We start from the raw sequence: 23880 nt of genomic DNA on the forward strand, positions 1-23880 counted from the left end.
CCCCCCGGGCCATACCTTCAACAGGGGGGAGCAGTCATGCCGGGCCCGGAGGCCGGGAGCCCCATTGCGGGACCACCAAAAAGGTAATGGGGGGGAAGCGTCGGGCCCTCCGCGCCACCGCTGGAGGCACCACCGCTGGAGAAGACCGCTTGGGCCACCGCAGGAAGCACCAGGTTTCGGCCACCCCTCGGGTACCCCGGCAGGCGCTGCGATGGCCCCACCCCTTCCCACCTCGGCTGTTGGACGGGAGATACCGAGCATGGAGCGAACCACCCAGCGAGACTCCCACTACGATTGCGCCAATCACCGAGCACCGGACATGAGCACCGGACTGCTCACCCTCACCGGTCGTTCGTCCCGTACGCCCCGATGGACGAGACGGACGCCCCTCGCAATCGACTGTGGAAGTGGAGCGGCCCGTGAACCTCGGCGTGCGCTGGACCCTGCACGGCGACGGGCGGACTCCCGCTCCGGGCGCCGTCGTACGCCCCGAAGAACGGCTCACCTGGCCGCGGACGATGGGCTTGGGCGCCCAACACGTGGTGGCTATGTTCGGGGCGTCCTTCGTCGCTCCCGTCCTGATGGGCCTCGATCCCAACCTCGCGATCATGATGTCCGGCGTCGCGACGATGATCTTTCTTCTGGCGACCCGCGGTCGGGTCCCCAGCTATCTGGGCTGTTCGCTCTCCTTCGTGGGGGTCGCGGCCGCGATCCGGGCGAGCGGCGGGGACAGTGCGACCGTCACGGGCGCGGTCCTCGTCGTCGGGGCCGCACTCTTCCTCGCGGGCCTCGCCGTACAGCGCTTCGGCGCCCGCATCATCCACACCGCCATGCCGCCGATCGTGACCGGTGCGGTCGTCATGCTGATCGGGTTCAACCTCGCCCCGGTGACGGCCAGCACCTACTGGCCGCAGGACCAGTGGACCGCGCTCCTGGTGATGCTGTTCACCGGTGGTGCCGTGGTCTGTCTGCGGGGGTTCTTCTCCCGGATCGCGATCTTCCTCGGCCTTGTCTTCGGCTATCTGCTCTCCTGGGTGCTCGACCGGGCCTTCGGCAAGATCCACTCCCCCGCGGGTGGCGCCGAAGCCGTCGACCACTGGCGGCTGGACCTCTCGGCGGTGGGACAGGCCGACTGGATCGGGCTGCCCTCGTTCCACGGCCCCAGCTTCGAATGGTCGGCGATCCTGGTGGCGCTCCCCGTGGTCATCGCCCTGATCGCGGAGAACGCCGGCCATGTCAAAGCGGTCGGCGAGATGACGGGCGAACCCCTCGACGACAAGCTCGGCACCGCGATCGCGGCCGACGGCGCCGCCTCCATGCTCTCCACCGCCGTGGGCGGCCCGCCGAACACCACGTACTCCGAGAACATCGGAGTCATGGCGGCCACCCGCGTCTACTCCACCGCGGCCTACTGGGCCGCGGCCGGATTCGCGCTGCTCTTCGGTCTCTGCCCCAAGTTCGGGGCCGTGGTCGCCGCGATCCCCGGCGGTGTACTGGGCGGCATCACCGTGATCCTCTACGGAATGATCGGGCTGCTCGGAGCGCAGATCTGGATCAACGCCAAGGTCGATCTCAGCAATCCCCTCAATCTGGTGCCGGCGGCAGCGGGCATCATCATCGGCGTCGGCGGGGTCAGCCTGAAGATCACCGACTCATTCGAACTCGGGGGCATCGCGCTGGGCACCATCGTCGTGATCGGCGGGTACCACCTCCTACGGGCTTTCGCCCCGGCCCATTTGAAGGGGCGGGAACCGCTGCTCGACTCGGGCACCTCGACGTACGACTCGCCGTCGGACTCCGGGCCCGACAAGCGATAGCGTCCCGTCCCCCGTTCCGGGGAAGTCCTGGCCGGCGGGCGCCCGTGAGCCCCGGCGGCTGGGACCCTGCTTCCATGGCGCACGGGGAAGAGCTCACGGCAGTACCGGTGACACCCTGCCGGCCGGGACCGCCCGAACCAGCCCCGGGCACCACGTCCTCGGGACCGCTGGACCAGACGGCGTTGCAGGACGTGATCCACCGGATGCGCGCCCTGGATTCCCACTGGCCGGCCCGCGACGGCGTCGCCGTTTTCAACCGGATCTATCTGCTGGTCACCGAGGAGATCGCCCGCCGGATCGCGGCGGGCGAGTTCCCGGACCGGCGATCCGCCATCACCCTGGACGTGGTCTTCGCCCGGCGCTATCTGACGGCCGTGGACCTCGCCACCGCCGCCGGTCGACCGCCCGCCTGTTGGCGCCCGCTGTTCCAGTACCGACGGCATCCTGGCATTCGTCCCACGCAGTTCGCCCTGGCCGGGATCAATGCCCACATCGGCTACGACCTGGCGTTCGCCGTACGGGACACCTGCCGCGCCCTGGGTTGCGAACCCTCCGACATCGAGCACGACTTCGACCGGGTCGGCGATGTCCTCACCCTGATGGAGGAGCGCATCCGGGACGACCTCATGCCCGGCCCGGATCTGCTGGAGATCGCCGATCCGCTGACCCATCTGGTGGGCGCGTGGAGCCTGGACCGGGCCAGGGAAGGCGCGTGGTCGGCCGCCCGAGTGCTCTGGGGCGTACGGGATCTCCCGGGGCTCTCGCAGGAGTTCGGCGAGCGGCTGGACGCCGGTGTGGGGCTCGTCGGGCGCTGTCTGCTCACCCCGTGGCCGTAACTCACCCCGTGGCCGTAACTCCGATACGGGACTCGGGCCCACCGGCGCCAGCCGATGGGCCGCTTGATGATCCCCTGACGAAACGGGGACAGCTCCCGTCTCCGTGCCCTCAGTCCTCCGGCAGTTCGACCGGCGCGATCTCGTCGTACACGTCGCCCGGACCCGGATTGGTCGGGTCGGTCGCACCGCCGAAGTGGTGCATCACGCCCCACACGGCGTTCAGCGCGGTCTGGACCGCGCCCTCCGCCCAGCCCGCGGTCCAGGAGATGTCGTCACCGGCCAGGAAGATGCCCCGCTGCTCCTCGGGCAGCGAATCCTGCATGAAGTGGGTGAACAGCCGGCGCTGGTAGCGGTAGTGACCGGGCAGATTGGCCTTGAACGCCCCCATGAAGTACGGCTCGTTCTCCCAGGAGACCGTCACCGGATTGCCGATGATGTGACGGCGGATGTCGACCTTGGGGTAGATCTCGCCGAGCGACTTGAGCATGACCTCCATCCGCTCGTTCGCCGAGAGCGGCAGCCATTTGAGGCTGTCGTCGCACCAGGTGTACGAGAGGCAGATGACGGCGGGCTTGTCTGGGCCGTCATCCAGCAGATAGGTGCCGCGCGTCATCCGGTCCGTCAGCGTCATCGACATGGTGTCGCGCCCGGTCGTCTCGTCCTTGTCCAGCCAGAAGGGCCGGTCCACCGGGACGAAGAGCTTGGACGACTCCATGTAGTGGGTGCGCTCGATCGCGGTCCAGTGGTCGATGGGGAAGAGCGCGTCATCACATGTGATCTTGGAGAGGAGCATCCAGGACTGGGCGGTGAAGACGGCGGCCCGGAAGGTGCGGATGTCACCGGACGCGTCCGTGACGGTGATCCGCCGACCCGCCGTGCGGTGCAGCCGGGTGACGGCCGGCCTCGGCGACCCGTCGTGCAGGGAGGAGAGCGAGGTACCGGGCGCCCAGTGGGTGATCTTCCCTGGCTCGCGCTCCCACAGCCGCAGCGGAAGCTGCTGGCTGCCCTCGACGATCCCGCGGTGGTGGTCGTCGGCCTCCGAGTAGACGACGCGGAGGATCTCCAGGATCGAGTTGGGGAAGTCGGTGTCCCACCCTCCCGTGCCGAAGCCGACCTGACCGAAGATCTCCCGGTGACGGAAGGAGGCGAAGGACTCGGAGGCGCACAGGAACCCGTAGAAGGTCTGGTTGTCGAGCTTCTCCACGAGCCGCGCCCAGATCTCGCGGATGCGCGGCACGTCCCGCTCGCGCATCGCACGGTTCATGTCGGTGAAGTCGGCGCCCTCCTCCAGACAGGCGTTCCAGGCGTCCATCACATCGCGGTAGACCTGCGGCAGGTCGTCGATCGTCTCGGCGTAGTGCGAAGTCCCCTTGAGGTCGACGACGGTCGACGGGGTGCTCGGAGCGAGCGGGTTGGGAAACGGCCTGGTCGTCAGCCCGACCAGATCGATGTAGTGCTGGAGCGCGGTGGACGACGGCGGGAAGCGCATCGCACCCATCTCGGCGCTCAGCTCCGGATCACAGCCGTCGAAGCCGACCGTGCGCAGCCGACCGCCGATCTGATCCGCCTCGTAGACGACCGGGCGCAGCCCCATCTTCATCAGTTCGTACGCGGCGACCAGCCCGGAGAGTCCGCCTCCGATCACGGCGACCTCGGTGCCGTGCTCCGCCGCGGGAATCTGCCCGAGCCCGGCGGGGTGCGCGAGGAAGTCGTCGTACGCGTACGGGAAGTCCGGACCGAACATGGTGATCGGCGGCTGCGCGTCGGTGTGCTGGACGGCTGTGGGCACCGTGGACGTCATGGGGTGCGGACTCCTTGCGAAATGCGGTACGGGGTGGGCTCACCCGGGGTGCGGGGGTGGCGCCCGGTCAGGGCTGGTTCGTCCGGGTCACGGGGGTACATCGCCGTGATCGGTCCGGGGTGGATCCCGTGCCTTCCGCACCGCGGCCCTCGACACCGGGCGCACGGACCCGTTGCCCGGCGGTTCGCCGTGGGGACATGTCTGACCTCGGACGGAGTACGGGGTGGCGGAGACCGGCGCCCGGGGCGAGAAGGAACGATTACGACGGTACGGTCCGCACTTGTGCCGGGACAAGGCGCGACCGTTGCGCGCCGATGAGCGATCCGTTGCGTGTTGGGGGCGGCATCCGGCGATTCGTTGCGCACGAGGATCCCGGCCGGTGACGGGTGCGGTCGTGGCCGGTCAGAGAGGGGCTGGGCCGCGGTCTCCCCGGCAGCGCGTACGACCCTGACGGGCGTTCTGCGCCGCTGTCAGCCGGGCGTGCCCGAGGAGAACCGTCGCAACAGGGGGGAGAGCACGAGCACCGACTTGGTGCGCTCCACGAAGGGTTCGCCGGCGATCCGCTCCAGGACCCGTTCGAAGTGCCGCATGTCGGAGGCGAAGACCTGGACGATCGCGTCCGCCTCCCCGGTCACCGTCGACGCCGACGCCACCTCGGGATAGCGCTTGAGACCCCGCTCGATGGCCTCGGGCGAGGTGTTGCTGCGGCAGTAGAGCTCGATGTACCCCTCGGTCTCCCAGCCGAGCGCCGCCGGATCGACCCGTACGGTGAATCCGGTGATCGCGCCCACGGCGCGCAGCCGGTCCACGCGCCGCTTCACGGCCGGGGCGGACAACCCCACCATCGAACCGATGTCGGCATAGGAGCGACGGGCATCTTCCGCGAGGGCGTGGACGATGCGTTCGTCGAGGTCGTTGAGTCGCACTGCGGGTGGATCACTTCTCTGCTGGCCGGCCGGGCGGCGGTTGCCGTCCATCGCAGTAGAACACGGGCGCGGACCCGTTCCGGCATCCCGGTCGTGGTGTTCGACGATCATGGGCGCGGCGGACGACACGGCCGGGGATCACCCCGGACGCATCCCCGGTGCCTCCCGGCGTCCCGCCCCCGGACGGGGGTAGGCGGCGGGAAGTCGATACGCGACGGTCCGGTGTGCTCCATGATCGGACTGACCGGCGTCGGCACCGCCACCGTCCGACTCGCCCCGGGAGGCGCCCATGACCTGGCTCGACCCTCAGCCCTTCCTCCGTGGGGTGGCCTGGCTCGACCAGGGACGACCGGTGCGTGCCGATCCCGCCGATTTGGGTCGGCTGCCGTGGCACACGGGTCTGCGGGCGGAACTGCCGATCGGGGTCCGGCTGGAGTTCACAGCCGACGGCGCTCGTGCGGTCGAGATCCGCTATCGCACCGCGCCGGACACCGCGGGCTCGACGGCCGGGTTGCCGGACTGCTTCGCCCTCTGGCACCGGGCGGGGTTGGTCGGCGAGACGCTCGTGGAGCCGGTGGAGGAGGGAGTCGTCACGCTGCCCCTTCCCCGGCACCTCCCGGCGGGTGCGGACCGGTGGATCGTCCACCCGCCGGAGGCCCGCTCGCCGATGGTGCTGGGCGTGCGCGGGGTCGGTGGGTCCCTCGCTCCGGCGTCGGACCAGCCGCGCTGGCTGGTGCACGGGGACTCGATCACCGAGGGCTGGTGGTCCACCCGCCCGGCCCACTCCTGGCCCGCCCGAGCGGGCAGGCTCCTGGGGCTGGACCCGATCAATCTGGGATACGCGGGCTCGGCGCACGGTGAACCCGCGATCGCGGAGCAGTTGTCGACGCTGCCCGCGGACGCCGTGACCCTCGCGTTCGGCACCAACTGCTGGTCGGAGGTGCCCTACTCGCCCGCGCAGCTCTATGAGACGGTCAGGACCTTCCTCGCCGTCGTACGGCAGGGACATCCCCGCACCCCGCTGCTGGTGGTCTCCCCCGTGCTGCGGCCCGCAGCCGAGGAAGCCCGCAACCGACTCGGGGCAACGTTCGCGGAACTGCGCGGGGCCCTGGAGCGGGCGGTACTGGATCGGATCGACGGCACAACCCGCCCGGCGGGGGGCAAGGGGAGCGCGGTAGGTCCCCGGGACCTCGAACGTCTGCCGAGCGCCGAGCAGGGAGATCGTCGTCTCGCTCTGCTTCCGGGGCGCGGGGTGCTGGGACCGCAGCAGCTGACGGACGGGGTGCATCCCGATGACGCGGGGCACGCGGCACTGGCCGCCGCGGTCGCCGATGCCCTGCGGTCCTTGCATCCGCAGGGCATCGGGGCACGGTGACCACTCGTTCTCGATCCCGCCGGGCCCGTACGGACCCGGCGGGCGAGCTTCACTCCACCACGAGCAGTCCTTCGCGGAGCCTGGTGGTGATCCGGTTCAGCAGCCGGGACACGTGCATCTGGGAGACACCGAGCTCGGCGCCGATCTCCGACTGCGTCATCTCGTCGCCGAAGCGCATCTGGAGGATCCTGCGGTCCCGCTCGTCCAACTCCTCGATGAGGGGCTTGAGCGCCTGGACGTTCTCGGCGATCTCCAGATCGGCGTCGGGAGCGCCTAGCCGGTCGGACAGCGGTGTCGCCGCACTGTCCGAGGAGTCGTCCATGGGGATGTCGATGGAGCCTGCGGTGTAGCCGTTGCTGGCGACGACCCCCTCGATGACTTCCTGCTCGTCGATCCCGAGGTACTCGGCGAGCTCGGCCATCGTCGGCGAGCGGTCCAGGCGCTGGGACAGGTCGTCGGTGGCCTTCGCCAGGTCGATGCGGAGTTCCTGGAGCCTGCGCGGTACGTGCACCGCCCAACTCGTGTCGCGGAAGAACCGCTTGATCTCCCCGACGATGTAGGGCACCGCGAAGGTGGCGAACTCCACCTCGCGGCTCAGCTCGAACCGGTCGATCGCCTTGATGAGACCGATGGTGCCGACCTGGATGATGTCTTCCATCTGCTCGGCCCGGTTGCGGAAGCGCCCGGCCGAGTACTTGACGAGCGCGAGGTTCAGCTCGATGAGGGTGTTGCGTACGTACTGGTGGTCCCGAGTGCCCTCTTCCAACGAGGCGAGTCGCACGAAGAAGATCCTGGAGATCTCGCGTGCGTCCTTCGGGGCGACCTCCCCGGGGTTGGTCACCTCCGGAAGGCTCAGCTCAGTGCTCGGGCACCATGTGCCGGGCTGTGTGAGTTCGGTCGCGACCGTGCTCGCCGTGGACACTTAGTCCTCCCCTGCTCCGTGGTCAGTGCAGGGCGCGTCTACCCCGGTCCATGCACCCCATGCCAAGAAACTTCGCAGAATTTTCCAGCGGTCGACCCGGTCACGGCTGCGGCCCCGGGATTCCCGGGGCCGCAGCCGTACAGAAGTGCTTACTCGAAGGTCAGGTCCAACTGGCGTGCAGCGGCTTGCCCTCCGCGTACCCCGCGGCGCTCTGGACGCCGACGATCGCCTTCTCCGCGAACTCCTCCAGTGATCCGGCACCCGCATAGGTGCACGAGGAGCGGACACCGGCGATGATCGAGTCCACGAGGTCCTCCACGCCGGGGCGCGTCGGGTCCAGGAACATCCGCGAGGTGGAGATGCCCTCCTCGAAGAGCGCCTTGCGGGCACGGTCGTACGAGGACTCCTCACTCGTGCGGTTACGCACCGCCCGGGCGGACGCCATGCCGAAGGACTCCTTGTAGAACCGTCCGTCAGCGGACTGCTGGAGGTCCCCCGGCGACTCGTAGGTGCCGGCGAACCAGGAGCCCACCATGACGTTGGAGGCGCCGGCGGCCAGCGCCATGGCCACGTCGCGCGGATGCCTGATGCCGCCGTCGGCCCAGACGTGCTTGCCGTACTTCTTGGCCTCGGCCGCACACTCCAGGACGGCCGAGAACTGGGGACGCCCCACTCCGGTCATCATGCGCGTGGTGCACATGGCACCGGGCCCCACACCGACCTTGATGATGTCGGCGCCCGCCTCGATCAGATCCCGGACCCCCTCGGCCGCGACGATGTTCCCCGCGACGATGGGGACCTGCGGGTCGAGTCCCCGGACCGCCTTGATCGCGGCGATCATGGATTCCTGGTGACCGTGCGCGGTGTCGACGACGAGGGTGTCCACACCTGCGTCAAGCAGTTGCTTGGCCTTGCCCGCCACATCGCCGTTGATCCCCACGGCAGCCGCGATGCGCAGCCTGCCCCGGGCGTCGACGGCCGGTGTGTAGAGGGTGGCCCGGAGCGCGCCCTTGCGGGTGAGGATGCCGGCGAGCCGGCCGTCCGCGTCCACGGCGGGGGCGTAGCGCCGGTTGGCGTGGTCCAGCTTGTTGAAGGCGTCGCGCGGATCGATGTTCGCGTCCAGGAGCAGGAGGTCCTTGGACATGACCTCGCTGAGCTGGGTGAAGCGGTCGACTCCGTTGAGGTCGGCGTCGGTGACCACACCGATCGGACGGTGGTCCTCGTCGACGACCACTCCGGCGTCGTGGGCGCGCTTCGGCAGCAGGGCCAGCGCGTCGGCGACGGTCTGGTGGGGCGCGAGGACGATCGGGGTGTCGAGGACGTGGTGGCGGGTCTTGACCCACGAGATGACGTCGGTGACGACCTCGATCGGAATGTCCTGGGGGATGACGACGAGCCCACCACGGCGGGCCAGGGTCTCCGCCATGCGACGGCCGGCGATCGCGGTCATGTTGGCGACCACCAGGGGAATGGTCGTGCCCGTGCCGTCCGGGGACGAGAGGTCCACCGCCTGACGGGAACCGACGGCCGATCGACTCGGCACCATGAAGACGTCGTCGTAGGTCAGGTCGTACGGGGGCTTGAGATCATTGAGGAAACGCACGTGCTGGACATCCCAGTCGATTGGAGTTGACCCCCGGGCACATCAGCCGGGGAAACGCACGTACTTCATTGTCCCACGGGCGGCCGATTTCCCGCTCTGGGAGAAAGCTCCAGCTCATGGGGGTCGTCTCAAGCGCATCCTCCAAAGGGCGACCGGGTTTCGCGGGGCCGGGAGCGGAGCGCGAGTGTGATCCATGCCCAGGAGGGTCAGCTCACCGCGGCCGGCGAGGGGCCACGGAAGCAGCCGGACCCATGGCTTCCGGCCCGCTCGGGGCCGGAAGCGGAGGTTCGGCGTCGGGTCAGCTGTCGGGGTCGACGCGGTCCAGGGCAGGGCGCGGACCGGCCTGGCTGGCCAGCAGGTGGTCCGCCGCCGCGGTGTCGGTCACCAGGCTGGTGACCAGGCCCGAGCGGAGGACGGCTGCGATCGCGTCGGCCTTGCGCGCTCCACCGGCGATGGCCACCACCTCGGGGATCCGGCGCAGCCGATCGGCCTCGACCGTGATGCAGCGCTCCCCCAGATCGCGTCCCACCCTGCGGCCGTCGCGGTCGAAGAGGTGGGCCGACATCTCGGCCGCCACTCCGTACGAGGCGTAGCGGGCCCGCTCCTCCTCGCTGAGCATGTCGTGCACGGTGGAGATGCCGGGCTCCCAGGAGCCGATGGAGACGGCCGCGACGGTCACCTTGTCGAAGTACTCGAAGGCGCGGGCGATCCCCGTCTGGCTGCGCAGCGCCGCGGCCGTCGCGGCATCGGGGAGCAGCATGGGGGCGTAGATCGGGTGGGCATCACCGCCCGATACCTGCGCCGCGCGTCTGACGGCCTCCACCGAACCGCGCTCGGCCGTTCCCGCGTCATAGACACCCGTGAGCTGGACGACCGTGCAGGGGGGCAGTCGATGGAGGGCCGCGGCCATGTGGATGGTGGACCGGCCCCAGGCCAGCCCCAGCACATCGCCCTCGGCGACCAGTTCGCCCAGCAGGTCGGCCGCCACTTCGCCGAGGTTCTCGGGGTCGGGTGACTCCTCGGCCTCGGCGGGTGACTCCACGACGACCGCGTGCCGCAACCCGAAGTGGGCGCGGAGCGCGTCCGAGCGCTCGGCGTCCAGTTCCGCGGGGACGCGGATCTCGATGCGTACGAGATCGCGCTCCAGGGCGGTCTCCAGTACGCGGGCGACCTTGAAGCGGCTGACGCCGAACTCCTCGGCGATCTGGATCTTGGACTTGCCCTCCAGGTAGAAGCGACGGGCCATGGCCGCCGCCTGTACCAGCTCCGCGGGTCCCATCCGCAGGGCAGACCGTCCCGCCGACCTAGCAGACACCGCGATCTCCTCACTGCTGTTCACACTTCGGACCCGTAATCCTGTCAGATCCGACGGTTGTTGATCAGCCCTGATGGGCTGAGTTCATTTGCTTCTGGCTCAATGGCCGTAACTGCACGGTTTCGGTTGCGCGACCGGCCCGATTGCGTCCCCGGGGCGCGCACCGGCTCAGTGGTGGCAGGCCCATCCCGCCGTGGCGATGGTGCCTTCGGCCTTGGCCCGCAGCGCGCGCACCGCTTCGGCGGGGTCGTCAGCGCCGTAGACCGCCGAGCCGGCGACGAAGACGTCCGCGCCCGCCTCGGCGCACTGCTCGATGGTGGCGTCCGAGACCCCGCCGTCCACCTGGAGCCACAGCTCAAGGCCGTGCTTGCCGATCAGCTCACGGGTGCGGCGGATCTTCGGCAGCATGATGTCGAGGAACGCCTGGCCGCCGAAGCCGGGCTCCACCGTCATGATCAACAGCATGTCGAGTTCCGGCAGGAGGTCCTCGTACGGCTCGATCGGAGTGGCCGGCTTGAGCGCCATCGAAGCGCGCGCCCCCTTGGCCCGGATCTCCCGCGCGAGCCGCACCGGAGCAGCAGCCGCCTCCACGTGGAAGGTGACGGAACCGGCACCCGCTTCGACGTACTGCGGTGCCCAGCGATCGGGATCGGCGATCATCAGATGGCAGTCCAGCGGCGTGTCCGTCGCCCGGCTGAGGGATTCCACGATCGGGACGCCCAGCGTCAGGTTCGGCACGAAGTGGTTGTCCATGACGTCGACGTGGAGCCAGTCGGCGCCTTCGACGGCCTTGGCCTCATCCGCGAGGCGGGCGAAGTCTGCGGAGAGAATGCTGGGATTGATCTGTGCGGCCATGGCCCAAGCCTGCCATGCTCCACGGCGCTTGCCCGCCCCGGCGGGAGTTCCGGTACGGACCAATGCGGTCCGAAATCAGTGCAGTCCACGCATTCCATTACTTTTCCCCGGGGCTGTACGGGCGTTCTCCGACGAGCCCCCGCCCCGGGACCCATCCGGGGGCGGGACCTTCTGAACGCCGTCACCCGATGCCCCCGCGCCACGCAGAGCGTGCGCCCCGCCTGCTCAGGCGGTCCGCCTGAGCAGGGCCAGATACATGGCGTCCGTCCCGTGCAGGTGCGGCCACAGCTGTACGTCCGGACCCTCGCCGAGGGCCGGTACGCCGGGCATCAGCGGCCGGGCGTCCACCCACTCGGCCTCGACCGGCGCGCCACCGCGGCCCCTCAGCACATCGGCGACGACCACCCGGGTCTCTGCGAGGTGTGGCGAACACGTGGCGTACCCGACGATCCCGCCGACGCGGACTGCACCGAGCGCCTCACGGAGCAGTGCTCGCTGGAGCGGAGCGAAGCCGTCCAGATCCTCCGGGCGTCTGCGCCAACGCGCCTCGGGGCGACGGCGCAGCGCACCGAGGCCGGAGCACGGCACATCGACGAGCACCCGGTCGAAGGTGCCGGGCGACCAGGGCGGGCGGGTGCCGTCGGCGGCGATGACCTGGTACGGGCCCGGGTTCCCCGCCAACGCCTGCGCGACCAGGCGGGCGCGGTGGGGCTGCTTCTCCGACGCCAGCAGCGAAGCACCGCGCTGTGCGGCCAGCGCAGCCAGCAGGGCGGCCTTGCCGCCGGGGCCAGCGCAGCCGTCCAGCCAACGGCTGTCCGAGCCCTCCAGCGGTGCGTTGGCCAAGGCGATCGCGACGAGTTGGCTGCCCTCGTCCTGAACGCCGGCGCGACCCTCGCGCACCGCCTCGATGAGCCCCGGCTCACCACCCTCGGCCATGCGCACGGCGTAGGGCGACCAACGGCCCGGCAGCGCGGATTCCTCGCCGAGCACGTCCAGGAGTTCATCGGACGTGGCACGGCCCGGCCTCGCCACAAGGGTGACCTCGGGCCGTTCGTTGTCAGCCTCCAGCAGGTCCTCGATCCCCGCCCGGCCGCCGCCCAAGGCGTCCCAGAGAGCCGAAACGACCCACCGCGGATGCGAGTGCACCACGGCGAGATGCTCTTCGGCATCGTCGTCATAGGGCGGAGCGACCTGCTCCAACCAGCTGTCCAGATCCGCCCGGGAGATCTTGCGCAGTACGGCGTTCACGAACTTGGCCCGACCGTCGCCCAGCACCACCCTGGCCAGCTCCACGCTCGCGGAAACGGCGGCGTGGGTGGGGATGCGGGTCCCGAGCAGCTGGTGTGCGCCCAGGGAGAGGACGTCGAGCACCGGCGGGTCCACCTCGCGCAGCGGTCGGTCGATGCAGGCCGCGATGACGGCGTCGTACGTTCCCTGGCGGCGCAGGGTGCCGTAGACCAGCTCGGTGGCGAGCGCCGCGTCCCGGGTGTCGAAGTCGCCCTGCTCCCGAGCCTTGCGCAGCAGGGGCGGGAGAACGAGGTTGGCGTAGGCATCGCGCTCGTCCACGGCCCGCAGCGCCTCGAAGGCGAGGATGCGCACGGGGTCCCGCTGGGGACGGCGGTAGGGCTTGTGGGGGCGGCCGGGCCCCTTGGGGCGTGCCTGCTGGTTCAAAGGTGCTCCGCTGTCGAAATGGGTCTCAGCCCTCAAGCGTAGTCCTTGACCGGAACGGGGCAGGGCGCACGGAGCGTCCGTCCCGGTGGCACCCGCTCGACCGCCGGACCTGGCTGCGGGTGCCGCACCGAGCAGCTCAGGGTTTTGCGCTGTCCGCCTCCGCCACGCCCACGCGTTCCCCCGCGGCGATGCGCACCCCGCGCGCCCAGTCCGCCGCTCGCATCGGCTTCTTGCCCTGCGGCTGGACCCAGCCCAGCTCCACCGCGTGCGAACCGGTACCGACGTGCACGTGGTTCTTGCCGACGGAGAGTTCGCCCGGGCCCAGATCGGTACGGTCCACGAGGAGTCCCACCGAGATCAGCTTCAGCCGTTCCCCGCGGAACTCGGTCCAGGCGCCGGGGGCGGGCGTACAACCGCGAACGACCCGGTCGACGCGCAGTGCCGGGGCGCTCCAGTCCACCCGGGCGTCCTCCACCCCGAGCTTCGGTGCGAGGGACACCCCTTCGGCGGGCTGCGGCACCGCGTGCAGGGTCCCGTCCTCGATGCCGTCCATGGTGGCCGCCAAGAGGCCGGCGCCAGCGAAGGCCAGTCGGGTGAGCAGATCTCCACTGGTGTCGGTGGGCCTGATCGCTTCGGTGATCACCCCGTAGACGGGTCCGGAGTCCAATCCCTCTTCGATCAGGAAGGTGGCGGCACCCGTCATCTCGTCCCCTGCGAGCACCGCGTGCTGGACGGGTGCGGCACCGCGCCATGCGGGCAGCAGCGAGAAGTGGAGGTTGACCCAGCCCCGTGCGGGCACGTCGAGGGCGACCCGGGGCAGCAGGGCGCCGTAGGCCACCACCGGGCAGCAGTCCGGGGCGATCTCCCGCAGCCGCGCCAGGAAGTCCTCGTCCCGCGGTTTGACCGGCTTGAGGACCTCGATGCCCGCTTCCTCGGCACGCTGGGCGACGGGGCTGGCCACCAGGTGCCGACCGCGGCCGGCCGGGGCGTCCGGCCGGGTGATGACCGCCGCCACCTCATGTCGGTCGGAGGCGATCAGGGCGTCCAGGGCGGGTACGGCGACCTCTGGGGTACCTGCGAAGACGAGCTTCATCGGTGCTGACTGCCTCTCAAGCTGATGCCTACGGTGTGCTGATCACGAGCGGCGCACCAGTCTAGGGGGGATGTCGGCAGGGGGCGTACGGGAGCATGTGCGCCCTCGGCATATGCGGATACGCCCCCGCAGCGTGACCACATCGACGGGTGGCGCGTTGGTCAAGAGAGATTGACCGAAGCGGGCCGCCGGGACGCGGCCCGGCCCCTTTCAACGCCGGTTCGAGAGGCTTCCCAATGGCCGACCACGCAACCCACGACGCCCAGGCCCGGGCGAGTTTGCACCTCTTGGTACGGGACATCGAGCGGGTCCGCCGGCAGGTGGACGCACTGCGCACGCTGACCGCGCAATTGGGCAACGTCTACCGCCCGCGGCGCTCCGGCCCTTCCACCGGCTTCGTCGTCTACGGCAGAGCCCCCGCACCGACGGTCCGGCTGGCGCAGGAACTGCGCGACAGTGTCGAGACGCTGGTGACGGCCGCCGTCGACTTCGACCGTTCACTGGGATTCTCTTGGGACGCGGTCGGGTCGGCCCTCGGAGTGACCAAGCAGGCGGTGCACCGACGTTACGGCGCGCGCCGGGCCGCACAGCAGCCCGGCGTGAGCGATGACCTTCCGGTGGAATCGACCACCACTCGTACGCTGCCGGGCCCTGCGCTGCCCGCCGCTGCCGTGCCCGCCGCACGCGCGATGCCACCGCAGCCGGCGGTCAGCAGCCAGTCCTTCCGCGAGGAGATCCGCCCGAGCGCCTTCCCCGGCCCCCGCAACGGTTGACCCGCTCCACCCTGCTGGCCCGTCCCGACGACCACGAGAACGGAAGCCGTTCGGGACGGGCCAGCGATGTGCCGCACGGCTGCCCGACGGCCGCTAGCCGATGTCCAGAGGGTCGATCCTGATCCGCACCTGGTCCGTGCCGCCGCGGGCCAACCGTCTGGCCTGCGCCGACTTCATCGCCGCGGCCAGCAGGGCCCCGCTACCGGGTGGCACCCGCAGCAGCGCCCGCACCCATGACTCTCCGATCGGCGGCTCTCCCGGTCTGCGGGGCCTTCCCGTCGGAGGCGACGGCAGCGGAACCGGGCCGAGCACCTCGGCATCGGCCGGTAGCTCGACGGTCGTGAGGAAGTCCTCGACGGCCTCGGCACGGCCCGAGACCGCCGCCATCCGCGACACCGGAGGAAAACCCAACTCCGCTCGCTCCGCCAACTCCCGTTGGGCATGGCCCACCGGGTCCCATCGCACCAGCGCCTGCACCGGCCGGAGCGAGGGCTCGGCCATGACGACCACCGTGCCGCCGTCGGTCTGGCTCCGCACCAGCGATGCCGCATCGATCCACCGGCGCAGGGCGTCCTCTGCCGCACGCAGATCGGGCCGGCCCAGCATCGCCCAACCGTCGAGCAGGAGCGCCGCCGCATAGCCTCCTTCGGCGACAGGCTCCGCGCCCGGTGTGCTCACGACCAGCGCCGGCCGACCGGAGACGGCGTCCAGCACATGGTCCCTGCCGGATGTGCGCACCGGAACGGTGGGGAAGGCCCGGCCCAACTCCTCGGCGGTCCGTCGCGCACCGACGACGCGCGCCCGCAAGCGCGTCCCGCCGCACTCGGGACAGTGCCAGGCCCCGGCGTTCCGCCCGCACCAACGGCACGACACATCCCGATCGTCGGGCGCCTCCAACGGGCCCGAGCAGTGCGCACAGCGTGCACTGACCCGACACCGCTCACACGCCAGAGCCGGCACATAGCCCCGGCGTGGGACCTGCACCAGCACCGGCCCGATCGTCAGTCCGTCTCGTACGGCCCGCCACGCGAGACTTGGCAGCCGGGCCGTACGGGCGGCTTCGTCACGTGCCAACTCCAGATCGCCGACCGTGCGGACCAGGGGCGCGGCCAGGCGCACCTGCTCCCGGACGGCCGTCAGCGGAAGGGCCCAGCCGCTCTCGACCAGCTGCGCCGCCTCCACCGTGCAGCTGGTGCTGCCCAGCAGGAACGCACAGGACTCCTGGCCGGCACGGAGCTCCAGCACCTCCCGGACATGGGGGAACGGTGCACGCTCATCGCTGAGGCTGACATCGCCGTCGTCCCAGACGGCCACGAGCCCCAGGGACTGGACGGGGGCGAACATCGCCGCCCTCGTGCCCACGACGGCCCGCACCGAACCGCGGCGCACGGCCAACCACTGCCGATAACGCTTCTCCGGCCCGGATTCGGCGGTCAGCACCGCGTGATGGCCTTCGCCGAGCAGGGCCGTGAGCGCCGCATCGAGCCGCGCCGCCCGACGGCCGTCGGGCACCACGACCAGGGCCCCACGGCCGGACGCGAGGGTGGCGGCGACGGCGCGCGCCAGCTCATCGGGCCAGTGCGGGCCCGGCAGCGCGGTCCACACGGCACGCGGGACGCCGCCGCCCGCCAAGGCGGTGAGGAAGGCCGGCCCCCGGGCGTATCTCTCCCAGGTCCCGGGGTCCGGGGGCGCGGGCGCCGGCAGCGGCTCGGGGGACGGCTTCGACTCGGCGCGCCCGTTCCTCGGAGGGATGGCGAGTTGGAGCACATCGGCGAGGGAGCCCGCGTACCGGTCGGCGACCGCCCGTGCGAGGGCCAACATGCCGGGGCCGAGGACCGGCTCGGGAGAGACGACATAGGCGAGGGCCGCCAGCGCCCCTCCGTAGTCGGTGTCGGCCCGGCGCTCGACGATGAAGCCGTCGATCATGCCCCCGCCCTCGCGGCGGCCGTCCCGCACCCGATGCCCACCGGCTCCGAACCGCACCCGCACCCGCACCCCGGGCCGGGCGTCCTCGTCGAGCTCTTCGGGCACGGCGTAGTCGAAGAACTGGTCGAGGTGGAGCACGCCCTTGTTGACCAGGACCCGCGCCACCGGCAGCTCCTTGGCGAGCGCGGCGCCGCGCCAGGTCCTCGGCTTGGCCTTGGGCACCTGCGCCTTGCGGACGGTCTCACGGATGAGCGCAAGCTGCTCGGGACCGCCGGCGGCGGACTCTTCGGGCTGCTCGTGATCGCTGGTCACAACCCCATACCTACCAGACCCCACCGACAGTACGGCCAGCGCTGTCGGCGCAGCCGGTGCCGCCGGCACGCCCCCGCAGCCTTCGCGTGGCCTCCGTCGTGCACCACGCGTCCACCGCGACGGCCCCGGGCCTCGCGGGCAAGGCCGCAGACGACCGGAGTCCCGGTCACCCCGTGAGGGGCGGCCGGGACTCCGGTCGTGCTGAATCTAGAGGCCGGCGGCCGTGCGCAGCGCGTCCACGCGGTCGGTGCGCTCCCAGGTGAAGTCGGGCAGCTCACGACCGAAGTGACCGTAGGCGGCCGTCTGGGCGTAGATCGGACGGAGCAGGTCCAGATCGCGGATGATCGCCGCGGGGCGCAGGTCGAAGACCTCGCCGATGGCCTGCTCGATCTTGTCGACGTCCACCGTGGCCGTGCCGAAGGTCTCCACGAAGAGACCCACCGGCTCGGCCTTGCCGATCGCGTACGCCACCTGGACCTCGCAGCGGGCGGCGAGGCCGGCTGCCACGACGTTCTTGGCTACCCAGCGGGTGGCGTAGGCGGCCGAGCGGTCCACCTTGGAGGGGTCCTTGCCGGAGAAGGCGCCACCTCCGTGGCGGGCCATGCCGCCGTACGTGTCGATGATGATCTTGCGACCGGTCAAACCGGCGTCACCCATCGGACCGCCGATTTCAAAGCGTCCGGTCGGGTTGACCAGCAGGCGGTAGCCGTCGGTGTCCAGCTTGATGCCGTCGTCGACGAGCTGCTTGAGCACGTGCTCCACCACGAACTCGCGGATGTCGGGCGCGAGCAGCGAGTCCAGGTCGATGTCCGATGCGTGCTGCGAGGAGACGACCACCGTGTCGAGACGGACCGCCTTGTCACCGTCGTACTCGATGGTGACCTGGGTCTTTCCGTCCGGACGGAGGTACGGGATGGTGCCGTTCTTGCGGACCTCGGACAGCCGGCGGGAGAGCCGGTGCGCGAGGTGGATCGGCAGCGGCATCAACTCGGGGGTCTCGTCGCAGGCGTAGCCGAACATCAGGCCCTGGTCGCCCGCGCCCTGCTTGTCGAGGTCGTCCCCACCATCCGACGAGGCACCCTGGACGCGCTTCTCGTAAGCGGTGTCGACGCCCTGGGCGATGTCGGGCGACTGTGCACCGATGGAGACCGAAACGCCGCAGGAAGCGCCGTCGAACCCCTTCTTGGACGAGTCGTAGCCGATGTCGAGGATCTTGTTGCGCACGAGCGTGGGAATGTCGGCGTACGCCTTGGTGGTCACCTCGCCGGCGACGTGCACGAGGCCGGTGGTGATCAGAGTCTCGACGGCCACGCGAGAGGCCGGGTCCTCCGTCAGCAGGGCATCGAGAATGGTGTCACTGATCTGATCGGCGATCTTATCGGGGTGACCTTCGGTCACAGACTCCGAAGTGAAGAGACGGCGGGACACATCGCTCCCTGGGGTTGCAGCGGCTGCTGGCTGATCATTGGCGGACCGGCAGGGGGCTGCGCCCCGCGACGTTCCATGACCAGTTTATCCGTGACGCTCCGAGAGGGGAGCACCCGTCTCGCTCCGTGGGAGTCTGGCGGGAAGTCGCTCACCTGCGGCTGGAAGGCTACGGGCAGGACAATAGGCCGAAATTGATCGACGGTATGCCGCCCTTCGTGTGATTTCCTCCACTTGTCCGGGCACGTCCCGGCAGTGGTCGAACCCGGTGCAAGCGCGGGGTGTCGATCACCGGATCCGGGGGGCCACCAGATCCCAGACGATGTCCGCGAGGGCCTCCTTGGGGCCGTGCGGCACGGGTGTCTCACCACCGTCAGCCGTGAGCACCACGGCCTCGTTCTCCTCGGAGCCGAAGGTCTTGCGCTCCCCGACCTCATTGACGACCAGCAGGTCACAGCCCTTGCGGCGCAGCTTCTCGCGGCCGTTGGCCAGGACGTCGTCGGTCTCGGCGGCAAAGCCAACGATCACCTGATCGGCCCGGAGCCGTTCGGCGGAGATCTCGGCGAGGATGTCGGGGTTCCGCACCAGGGCCACGGGCTCGGGCTCGGCGCCGTCCTTCTTCTTGATCTTGCCGGCCGCATACGCGGCAGGTCGGAAGTCGGCCACGGCAGCGGCCATCACCACGGCGTCCGCGTCCGCCGCGGCCTTCACCACGGCCTCGCGCAACTGGACGGCGGTGCCCACATGGACCACATCCGCACCCGCGGGATCCACCATCGAGGTGTTGGCGGCGATCAATGTCACCCTGGCGCCCCGGGCCACAGCGGTCCGCGCGAGGGCGTATCCCTGCTTCCCGGAGGAACGATTCCCCAGAAAGCGGACCGGGTCGAGGGGCTCTCGGGTGCCCCCGGCGCTGATCACCACGTGGCGGCCGACCAGATCCCGCTCGCCCACTCCCCGGGCCAGGACCCGCCGACAGACTTCGAAGATCTCTCCCGGGTCCGGCAGCCGTCCCTTGCCGGTGTCCACACCGGTCAGTCGGCCCACCGCGGGCTCGATGACCACGGCACCGCGCCGACGCAGGGTGGCCACGTTCTCCTGGGTGGCCGGGTGCTCCCACATCTCGGTGTGCATGGCCGGTGCGAAGACGACGGGACAGCGCGCGGTCAACAGCGTGTTGGTGAGGAGGTCACCCGCCAGTCCGTGCGCCGCCTTGGCCAGCAGATCGGCGGTGGCGGGGGCGACGACGACGAGGTCGGCGCCCTGTCCGATCCGTACATGCGCCACTTCGTGCACGTCCGACCAGACCTCCGTCGAAACGGGGTGCCCCGACAGGGCCGCCCAGGTGGGGGCGCCCACGAACTCCAGGGCCGCGGCGGTCGGCACAACCCTGACGTCATGACCCGACTCCGTCAGCCTCCGCAGCAGCTCACACGCCTTATAAGCGGCGATGCCCCCGCTGACACCCAGAACGATCTTCGGCTTCTCCACTGCGTCTCCCCGCACGTCGCCCGTACTCCCCTGCACGTCCTACGACACCCATGACACACCACAGGCCCGACGGACGCGCCGCCGGGCCTGTGGTGAACGTGCTCTGATGATGTTCTGATGCAGTCCTACTGGGCCGGGCCGTCAATGGCCTCGGAGGTCAGCAGACCCGCGTTGATCTCACGCAGGGCGATCGAGAGCGGCTTCTCGTGGACGTGGGTGTCGACGAGCGGACCGACGTACTCCAGCAGGCCCTCGCCCAGCTGGGAGTAGTACGCGTTGATCTGACGGGCACGCTTGGCCGCGTAGATCACGAGGCTGTACTTCGAGTCCGTGGCCTCAAGCAGCTCGTCGATCGGCGGGTTGATGATGCCCTCGGGCGCAGTGATGGAAGAGGACACGCTCTACCTTCCGAAAGAGGGAAAAAACCGGGTGGTGCACTCGGGGAATCACTCCCCGCGGCCGAAGGGCTCCGTCGTCGAAGAACTTCTGGCCGAGAGTGGCCGTGTATGACGGCCGGGAACCGCAGCCACGAAAACCTTCGTAGCCAACGATCACTCTCCAGCGGACACCTTGAGCAAGGCTAGCAGCTCACGCGCGACGTCCTCGACGGAGGTGTTGACCAGGGTCGTGTCGAACTCGGACTCGGCAGCCAGTTCGATGCGGGCCGCGTCCAGTCGGCGCGCGATCACCTCGGGCGATTCGGTGCCCCGTCCCGTCAAGCGCCGCACGAGCTCGTCCCAGCTGGGCGGGGCGAGGAAGACCAGTTGCGAGTCCGCCATGGACTCCTTGACCTGGCGGGCCCCCTGGAGATCGATCTCCAGCAGCACGGGCTCGCCGGACTCCAATCGCTGGAGCACCGCCTGTCGCGGGGTGCCGTAGCGGTTGCCGGCGAATTCGGCCCACTCCAACAGCTCGCCGTTGGCGATCAACTTGTCGAACTCGTCGTCGGTGACGAAGAAATACTGCACGCCGTGACGCTCGCCGGGGCGCGGCTTTCTGGTGGTGGCCGACACCGAGAGCCAGACCTCGGGGTGGACCTTGCGCATATGCGCGACGACCGTGCTCTTGCCGACCCCTGAAGGGCCGGAGAGCACGGTCAACCGCGGACGTACCTCTGCTGCCATGCAGCGATTATCCAGCTTCCCAGGAGTGCCCGGGAACGTCAGGCGGGCTTGCCGCCGAACTCGCGCTCCAGGGACGCGATCTGATTGGACCCGAGACCGCGAACCCGGCGGCTCTCGGAGATGCCCAGTCGCTCCATGATCTGCTTGGCGCGGACCTTGCCCACGCCGGGCAGGGACTCAAGGAGGGCGGAGACCTTCATCTTGCCGATGACGTCGTTCTCCTGACCCTGCTTGATGACCTCTTGGAGCGAGGCACCGGAGTGCTTGAGTCGATTCTTGACCTCGGCCCGCTCCCGGCGAGCCGCGGCGGCCTTTTCGAGCGCGGCTGCGCGCTGTTCAGGGGTAAGGGGCGGAAGAGCCACGCCTACGTCACCTCGGATGTCGAACTGTCGGATACGGACCGGTGAGGAACCTCATGGCCCCACACCAGGCGAGCGACGAGCAACGGAGTTGCACGTTCGCTCTTCGACGGAGACTAGCGGCCAACACCGCTCTCGTCAGCGAGAACAAGCGAAAAGTCCTGGTCAGCATCAACCGACCAGGACTTTTGCGACATAACGAGCGGTATTTACGCCAAGATTCCGTCAAGGCGACGCCGCGCGCTTCCCCCGGCCGTCCGGGCGGGCGGCTGACCGCAACACGCAATACGACATGAAGGGGACATCACGCCCCGATCGCCACCCGCGTTTCATCGACGTAGCGCTCCGCTGCGGACCGCAATCCCGCGATGTCCGGTCCGTACCGAAGTACGCCCCGGCTGACGCTCGGCAGGACGTTGCCCACGGCGTCCCCGAAGACCCGGGGCAGGTCGGCGGGGGTCGCGCCCTGTGCTCCGATGCCGGGGGCGAGCAGCGGTCCGTTGATCGCCAGGTCGACGCCGGCGTCGGCCAGGGTCGCGCCGACGACGGCGCCGACCGAGCCCAGCGGTCGGGCCTCGGCGTTCTCCCCGGCCATCCGGTCCAGCATCGACTGGGCGAGGGAACGACCGTCGGCCGTGGTGGCGCGCTGGACTTCCGCGCCCTCCGGGTTGGAGGTCAGCGCCAGCACGAACACACCGGCGCCCGAGGCCGCCGCTGCGTCCAGCGCGGGACGCAACGAGCCGAAGCCCAGGTACGGCGAGACCGTCAGGGCGTCCGAGAACAACGGGGAGCCCGGGGTGAGGAAGGTCTGTGCGTAGGCGCCCATGGTGGATCCGATGTCACCGCGCTTGGCGTCCATCAGCACCAGGGCACCCGCGGCACGGGCCTCCTCCACCGCCTTCTCCAGCACCGCGATGCCGCGCGAGCCGAACCGTTCGAAGAACGCCGACTGCGGCTTGAGGACGGCGACCCGGTCGGCCAGGGCCTCGACCGCGGTACGGGTGAAGCGCTCCAAGCCCGCGATGTCGTCGTCGAGGCCCCAGTCCTTGAGGAGCGAGGTGTGGGGGTCGATGCCCACGCACAGCGGGCCGCGGGTGTCCATCGCCGTCCGAAGACGCGTTCCGAAGGGGATCATGCGGCGGCCTGCTTCCGGGCGCGGTCACGGGTGTCGGCGCCCACGGCGTCGGCGAGGGTGGCGTACGGGCTGGTGGCCAGGCGGGCGGCCAGGCCCTTGTGGATGGAGCGGCTCCAGAAGGGGCCCTGGTAGATGAAGGCGCTGTAGCCCTGGATGAGGGTGGCGCCGGCGAGGATGCGCTGCCAGGCGTCCTCGGCGTTCTCGATGCCTCCGACGCCGACCAGGGTGACCCGGTCGCCGACCCGGTCATAGAGCCGGCGCAGGACCTCCAGGGAGCGTTCCTTGAGGGGTGCTCCGGAGAGTCCGCCGGTTTCGGCGGCGAGGTCGGCGGCAGAGCGCAGGCCCTCACGCGCGATGGTGGTGTTGGTGGCGATGATCCCGTCGAGGCCGAGTTCGACGGCGAGGTCGGCGACGGCGTCCACGTCCTCGTCGGCGAGGTCGGGGGCGATCTTCACCAGCAGCGGGACCCGACGGTCGGTGACCGTGCGGTCGGCGGCCTCGCGCACCGCGCTGAGCAGGGGACGCAGTGACTCGGTCGCCTGGAGGTTGCGCAGCCCCGGGGTGTTGGGAGAGGAGACGTTCACCACGAGGTAGTCGGCGTGGCGGGCGAGCCGCTCGGCGGATGTGACGTAGTCGTCGACCGCTTCGGACTCGGGGACCACCTTGGTCTTGCCGATGTTGACGCCGACGACGGGCTTGAAGACGGGACGCCGTTCCGCGAGCCGTTGGGCCACGGCGGCCGAGCCCTCGTTGTTGAAGCCCATGCGGTTGATCAGCGCCCGGTCGGGCAGCAGCCGGAAGAGTCGCTTCTTGGGGTTGCCGGGCTGGGCGAGTCCGGTGACCGTACCGATCTCGATGTGGTCGAAGCCGAGCATGGCCATGCCGTCGATCGCCACCGCGTTCTTGTCGAAGCCGGCGGCGAGGCCGAAGGGGCCGTGCATCCGCAGGCCGAGGGCCTCGGTGCGCAGTTCCTTGTAGCGGGGGGCGAGCACGGCGGTGACGTAGGTCCGCAGGACGGGTGTGGCCGCGGCGAGCCTGATCCAGCGGAAGGCCAGATGGTGGGCCTTCTCCGGATCCATCCACCGGAAGACGAGGTTGAAGAACAGCTTGTACATGGGGGT

The 23880-nt window shown here is 70.1% G+C and carries 20 protein-coding genes; 4 read left to right on the forward strand and 16 right to left on the reverse strand.

The window, feature by feature from the left end; translation table 11 throughout:
- Positions 1 to 419: 419 nt before the first annotated feature.
- Complete coding sequence (locus ABZ348_RS29605; protein ID WP_358938211.1) at positions 420 to 1817, forward strand: solute carrier family 23 protein; 1398 nt, start codon at positions 420 to 422, stop codon at positions 1815 to 1817.
- Positions 1818 to 1984: 167 nt separating this feature from the next.
- A complete protein-coding gene (locus ABZ348_RS29610; protein ID WP_358938313.1) occupies positions 1985 to 2653 on the forward strand; it encodes a DUF5995 family protein in 669 nt (222 codons plus the stop codon).
- A gap of 109 nt (positions 2654 to 2762) precedes the next feature.
- Here ABZ348_RS29610 and ABZ348_RS29615 read toward each other — a convergent pair whose 3' ends face one another.
- Together ABZ348_RS29615 and ABZ348_RS29620 are read right to left on the reverse strand one after the other, a co-directional pair.
- Positions 2763 to 4454, reverse strand: coding sequence for an NAD(P)/FAD-dependent oxidoreductase (locus ABZ348_RS29615; protein ID WP_358938213.1), 1692 nt, complete (start codon positions 4452 to 4454; stop codon positions 2763 to 2765).
- Positions 4455 to 4924: 470 nt separating this feature from the next.
- Positions 4925 to 5380 carry an Lrp/AsnC family transcriptional regulator gene (locus tag ABZ348_RS29620; RefSeq protein ID WP_329015812.1) on the reverse strand — a complete coding sequence of 152 codons (456 nt, stop codon included), beginning with the start codon at positions 5378 to 5380 and terminating at the stop codon, positions 4925 to 4927.
- A 289-nt stretch (positions 5381 to 5669) separates the two neighbouring features.
- Here ABZ348_RS29620 and ABZ348_RS29625 point away from each other — a divergent pair, with 289 nt between their 5' ends.
- Positions 5670 to 6755, forward strand: coding sequence for a GDSL-type esterase/lipase family protein (locus ABZ348_RS29625; protein WP_358938214.1), 1086 nt, complete (start codon positions 5670 to 5672; stop codon positions 6753 to 6755).
- Positions 6756 to 6804: 49 nt separating this feature from the next.
- On the opposite strand, the gene ABZ348_RS29630 is transcribed toward ABZ348_RS29625, so the two are convergent.
- The 6 genes from ABZ348_RS29630 to fmt form a co-directional block, all read right to left on the reverse strand.
- The gene (locus ABZ348_RS29630; RefSeq protein WP_358938216.1) at positions 6805 to 7677 is read right to left on the reverse strand and encodes an RNA polymerase sigma factor SigF; all 873 of its coding nucleotides are present in this window, start codon (positions 7675 to 7677) and stop codon (positions 6805 to 6807) included.
- Between the two features lie 160 nt (positions 7678 to 7837).
- Entirely contained in the window at positions 7838 to 9280 is a 1443-nt protein-coding gene (locus tag ABZ348_RS29635) for a GuaB1 family IMP dehydrogenase-related protein (RefSeq protein ID WP_358938217.1), read from the reverse strand.
- Between the two features lie 298 nt (positions 9281 to 9578).
- Positions 9579 to 10619, reverse strand: coding sequence for a sugar-binding domain-containing protein (locus tag ABZ348_RS29640; RefSeq protein WP_358938219.1), 1041 nt, complete (start codon positions 10617 to 10619; stop codon positions 9579 to 9581).
- A 144-nt stretch (positions 10620 to 10763) separates the two neighbouring features.
- Positions 10764 to 11450, reverse strand: coding sequence for a ribulose-phosphate 3-epimerase (gene rpe / locus ABZ348_RS29645; protein WP_358879183.1), 687 nt, complete (start codon positions 11448 to 11450; stop codon positions 10764 to 10766).
- 225 nt (positions 11451 to 11675) lie between these two features.
- The gene (locus tag ABZ348_RS29650) at positions 11676 to 13121 is read right to left on the reverse strand and encodes a transcription antitermination factor NusB (protein WP_358938221.1); all 1446 of its coding nucleotides are present in this window, start codon (positions 13119 to 13121) and stop codon (positions 11676 to 11678) included.
- A gap of 136 nt (positions 13122 to 13257) precedes the next feature.
- On the reverse strand, positions 13258 to 14214 hold the full coding sequence (gene fmt, locus ABZ348_RS29655) for a methionyl-tRNA formyltransferase (protein WP_358938223.1): 957 nt from the start codon (positions 14212 to 14214) through the stop codon (positions 13258 to 13260).
- 236 nt (positions 14215 to 14450) lie between these two features.
- Here fmt and ABZ348_RS29660 point away from each other — a divergent pair, with 236 nt between their 5' ends.
- On the forward strand, positions 14451 to 14987 hold the full coding sequence (locus ABZ348_RS29660; protein WP_358938225.1) for a hypothetical protein: 537 nt from the start codon (positions 14451 to 14453) through the stop codon (positions 14985 to 14987).
- A 93-nt stretch (positions 14988 to 15080) separates the two neighbouring features.
- Here the strand turns inward: ABZ348_RS29660 and ABZ348_RS29665 are convergent, their stop codons facing one another.
- The 8 genes from ABZ348_RS29665 to ABZ348_RS29700 form a co-directional block, all read right to left on the reverse strand.
- Complete coding sequence (locus ABZ348_RS29665) at positions 15081 to 17225, reverse strand: primosomal protein N' (protein ID WP_358938227.1); 2145 nt, start codon at positions 17223 to 17225, stop codon at positions 15081 to 15083.
- 207 nt (positions 17226 to 17432) lie between these two features.
- Positions 17433 to 18653, reverse strand: a complete 1221-nt coding sequence (gene metK / locus ABZ348_RS29670) for a methionine adenosyltransferase (protein ID WP_358938229.1) — start codon at positions 18651 to 18653, stop codon at positions 17433 to 17435.
- A 285-nt stretch (positions 18654 to 18938) separates the two neighbouring features.
- On the reverse strand, positions 18939 to 20156 hold the full coding sequence (gene coaBC / locus ABZ348_RS29675) for a bifunctional phosphopantothenoylcysteine decarboxylase/phosphopantothenate--cysteine ligase CoaBC (protein WP_358938231.1): 1218 nt from the start codon (positions 20154 to 20156) through the stop codon (positions 18939 to 18941).
- Between the two features lie 110 nt (positions 20157 to 20266).
- Positions 20267 to 20539, reverse strand: coding sequence for a DNA-directed RNA polymerase subunit omega (rpoZ, locus tag ABZ348_RS29680; protein WP_329015842.1), 273 nt, complete (start codon positions 20537 to 20539; stop codon positions 20267 to 20269).
- A 153-nt stretch (positions 20540 to 20692) separates the two neighbouring features.
- Positions 20693 to 21265 (reverse strand): guanylate kinase, encoded by a 573-nt coding sequence (gmk, locus tag ABZ348_RS29685; RefSeq protein WP_358938233.1) that lies wholly within the window; start codon positions 21263 to 21265, stop codon positions 20693 to 20695.
- 38 nt (positions 21266 to 21303) lie between these two features.
- The gene (locus ABZ348_RS29690) at positions 21304 to 21627 is read right to left on the reverse strand and encodes an integration host factor (protein ID WP_329015847.1); all 324 of its coding nucleotides are present in this window, start codon (positions 21625 to 21627) and stop codon (positions 21304 to 21306) included.
- Positions 21628 to 21928: 301 nt separating this feature from the next.
- Complete coding sequence (pyrF, locus tag ABZ348_RS29695) at positions 21929 to 22759, reverse strand: orotidine-5'-phosphate decarboxylase (RefSeq protein WP_358938234.1); 831 nt, start codon at positions 22757 to 22759, stop codon at positions 21929 to 21931.
- Entirely contained in the window at positions 22756 to 23874 is a 1119-nt protein-coding gene (locus ABZ348_RS29700) for a quinone-dependent dihydroorotate dehydrogenase (RefSeq protein WP_358938315.1), read from the reverse strand. Before ABZ348_RS29700 ends, pyrF begins: the two co-directional genes overlap by 4 nt.
- Positions 23875 to 23880: the final 6 nt, after the last annotated feature.

It is taken from the genome of Streptomyces sp. NPDC005963 (assembly GCF_040638655.1).
In the GTDB taxonomy this organism is placed as follows: domain Bacteria; phylum Actinomycetota; class Actinomycetes; order Streptomycetales; family Streptomycetaceae; genus Streptomyces.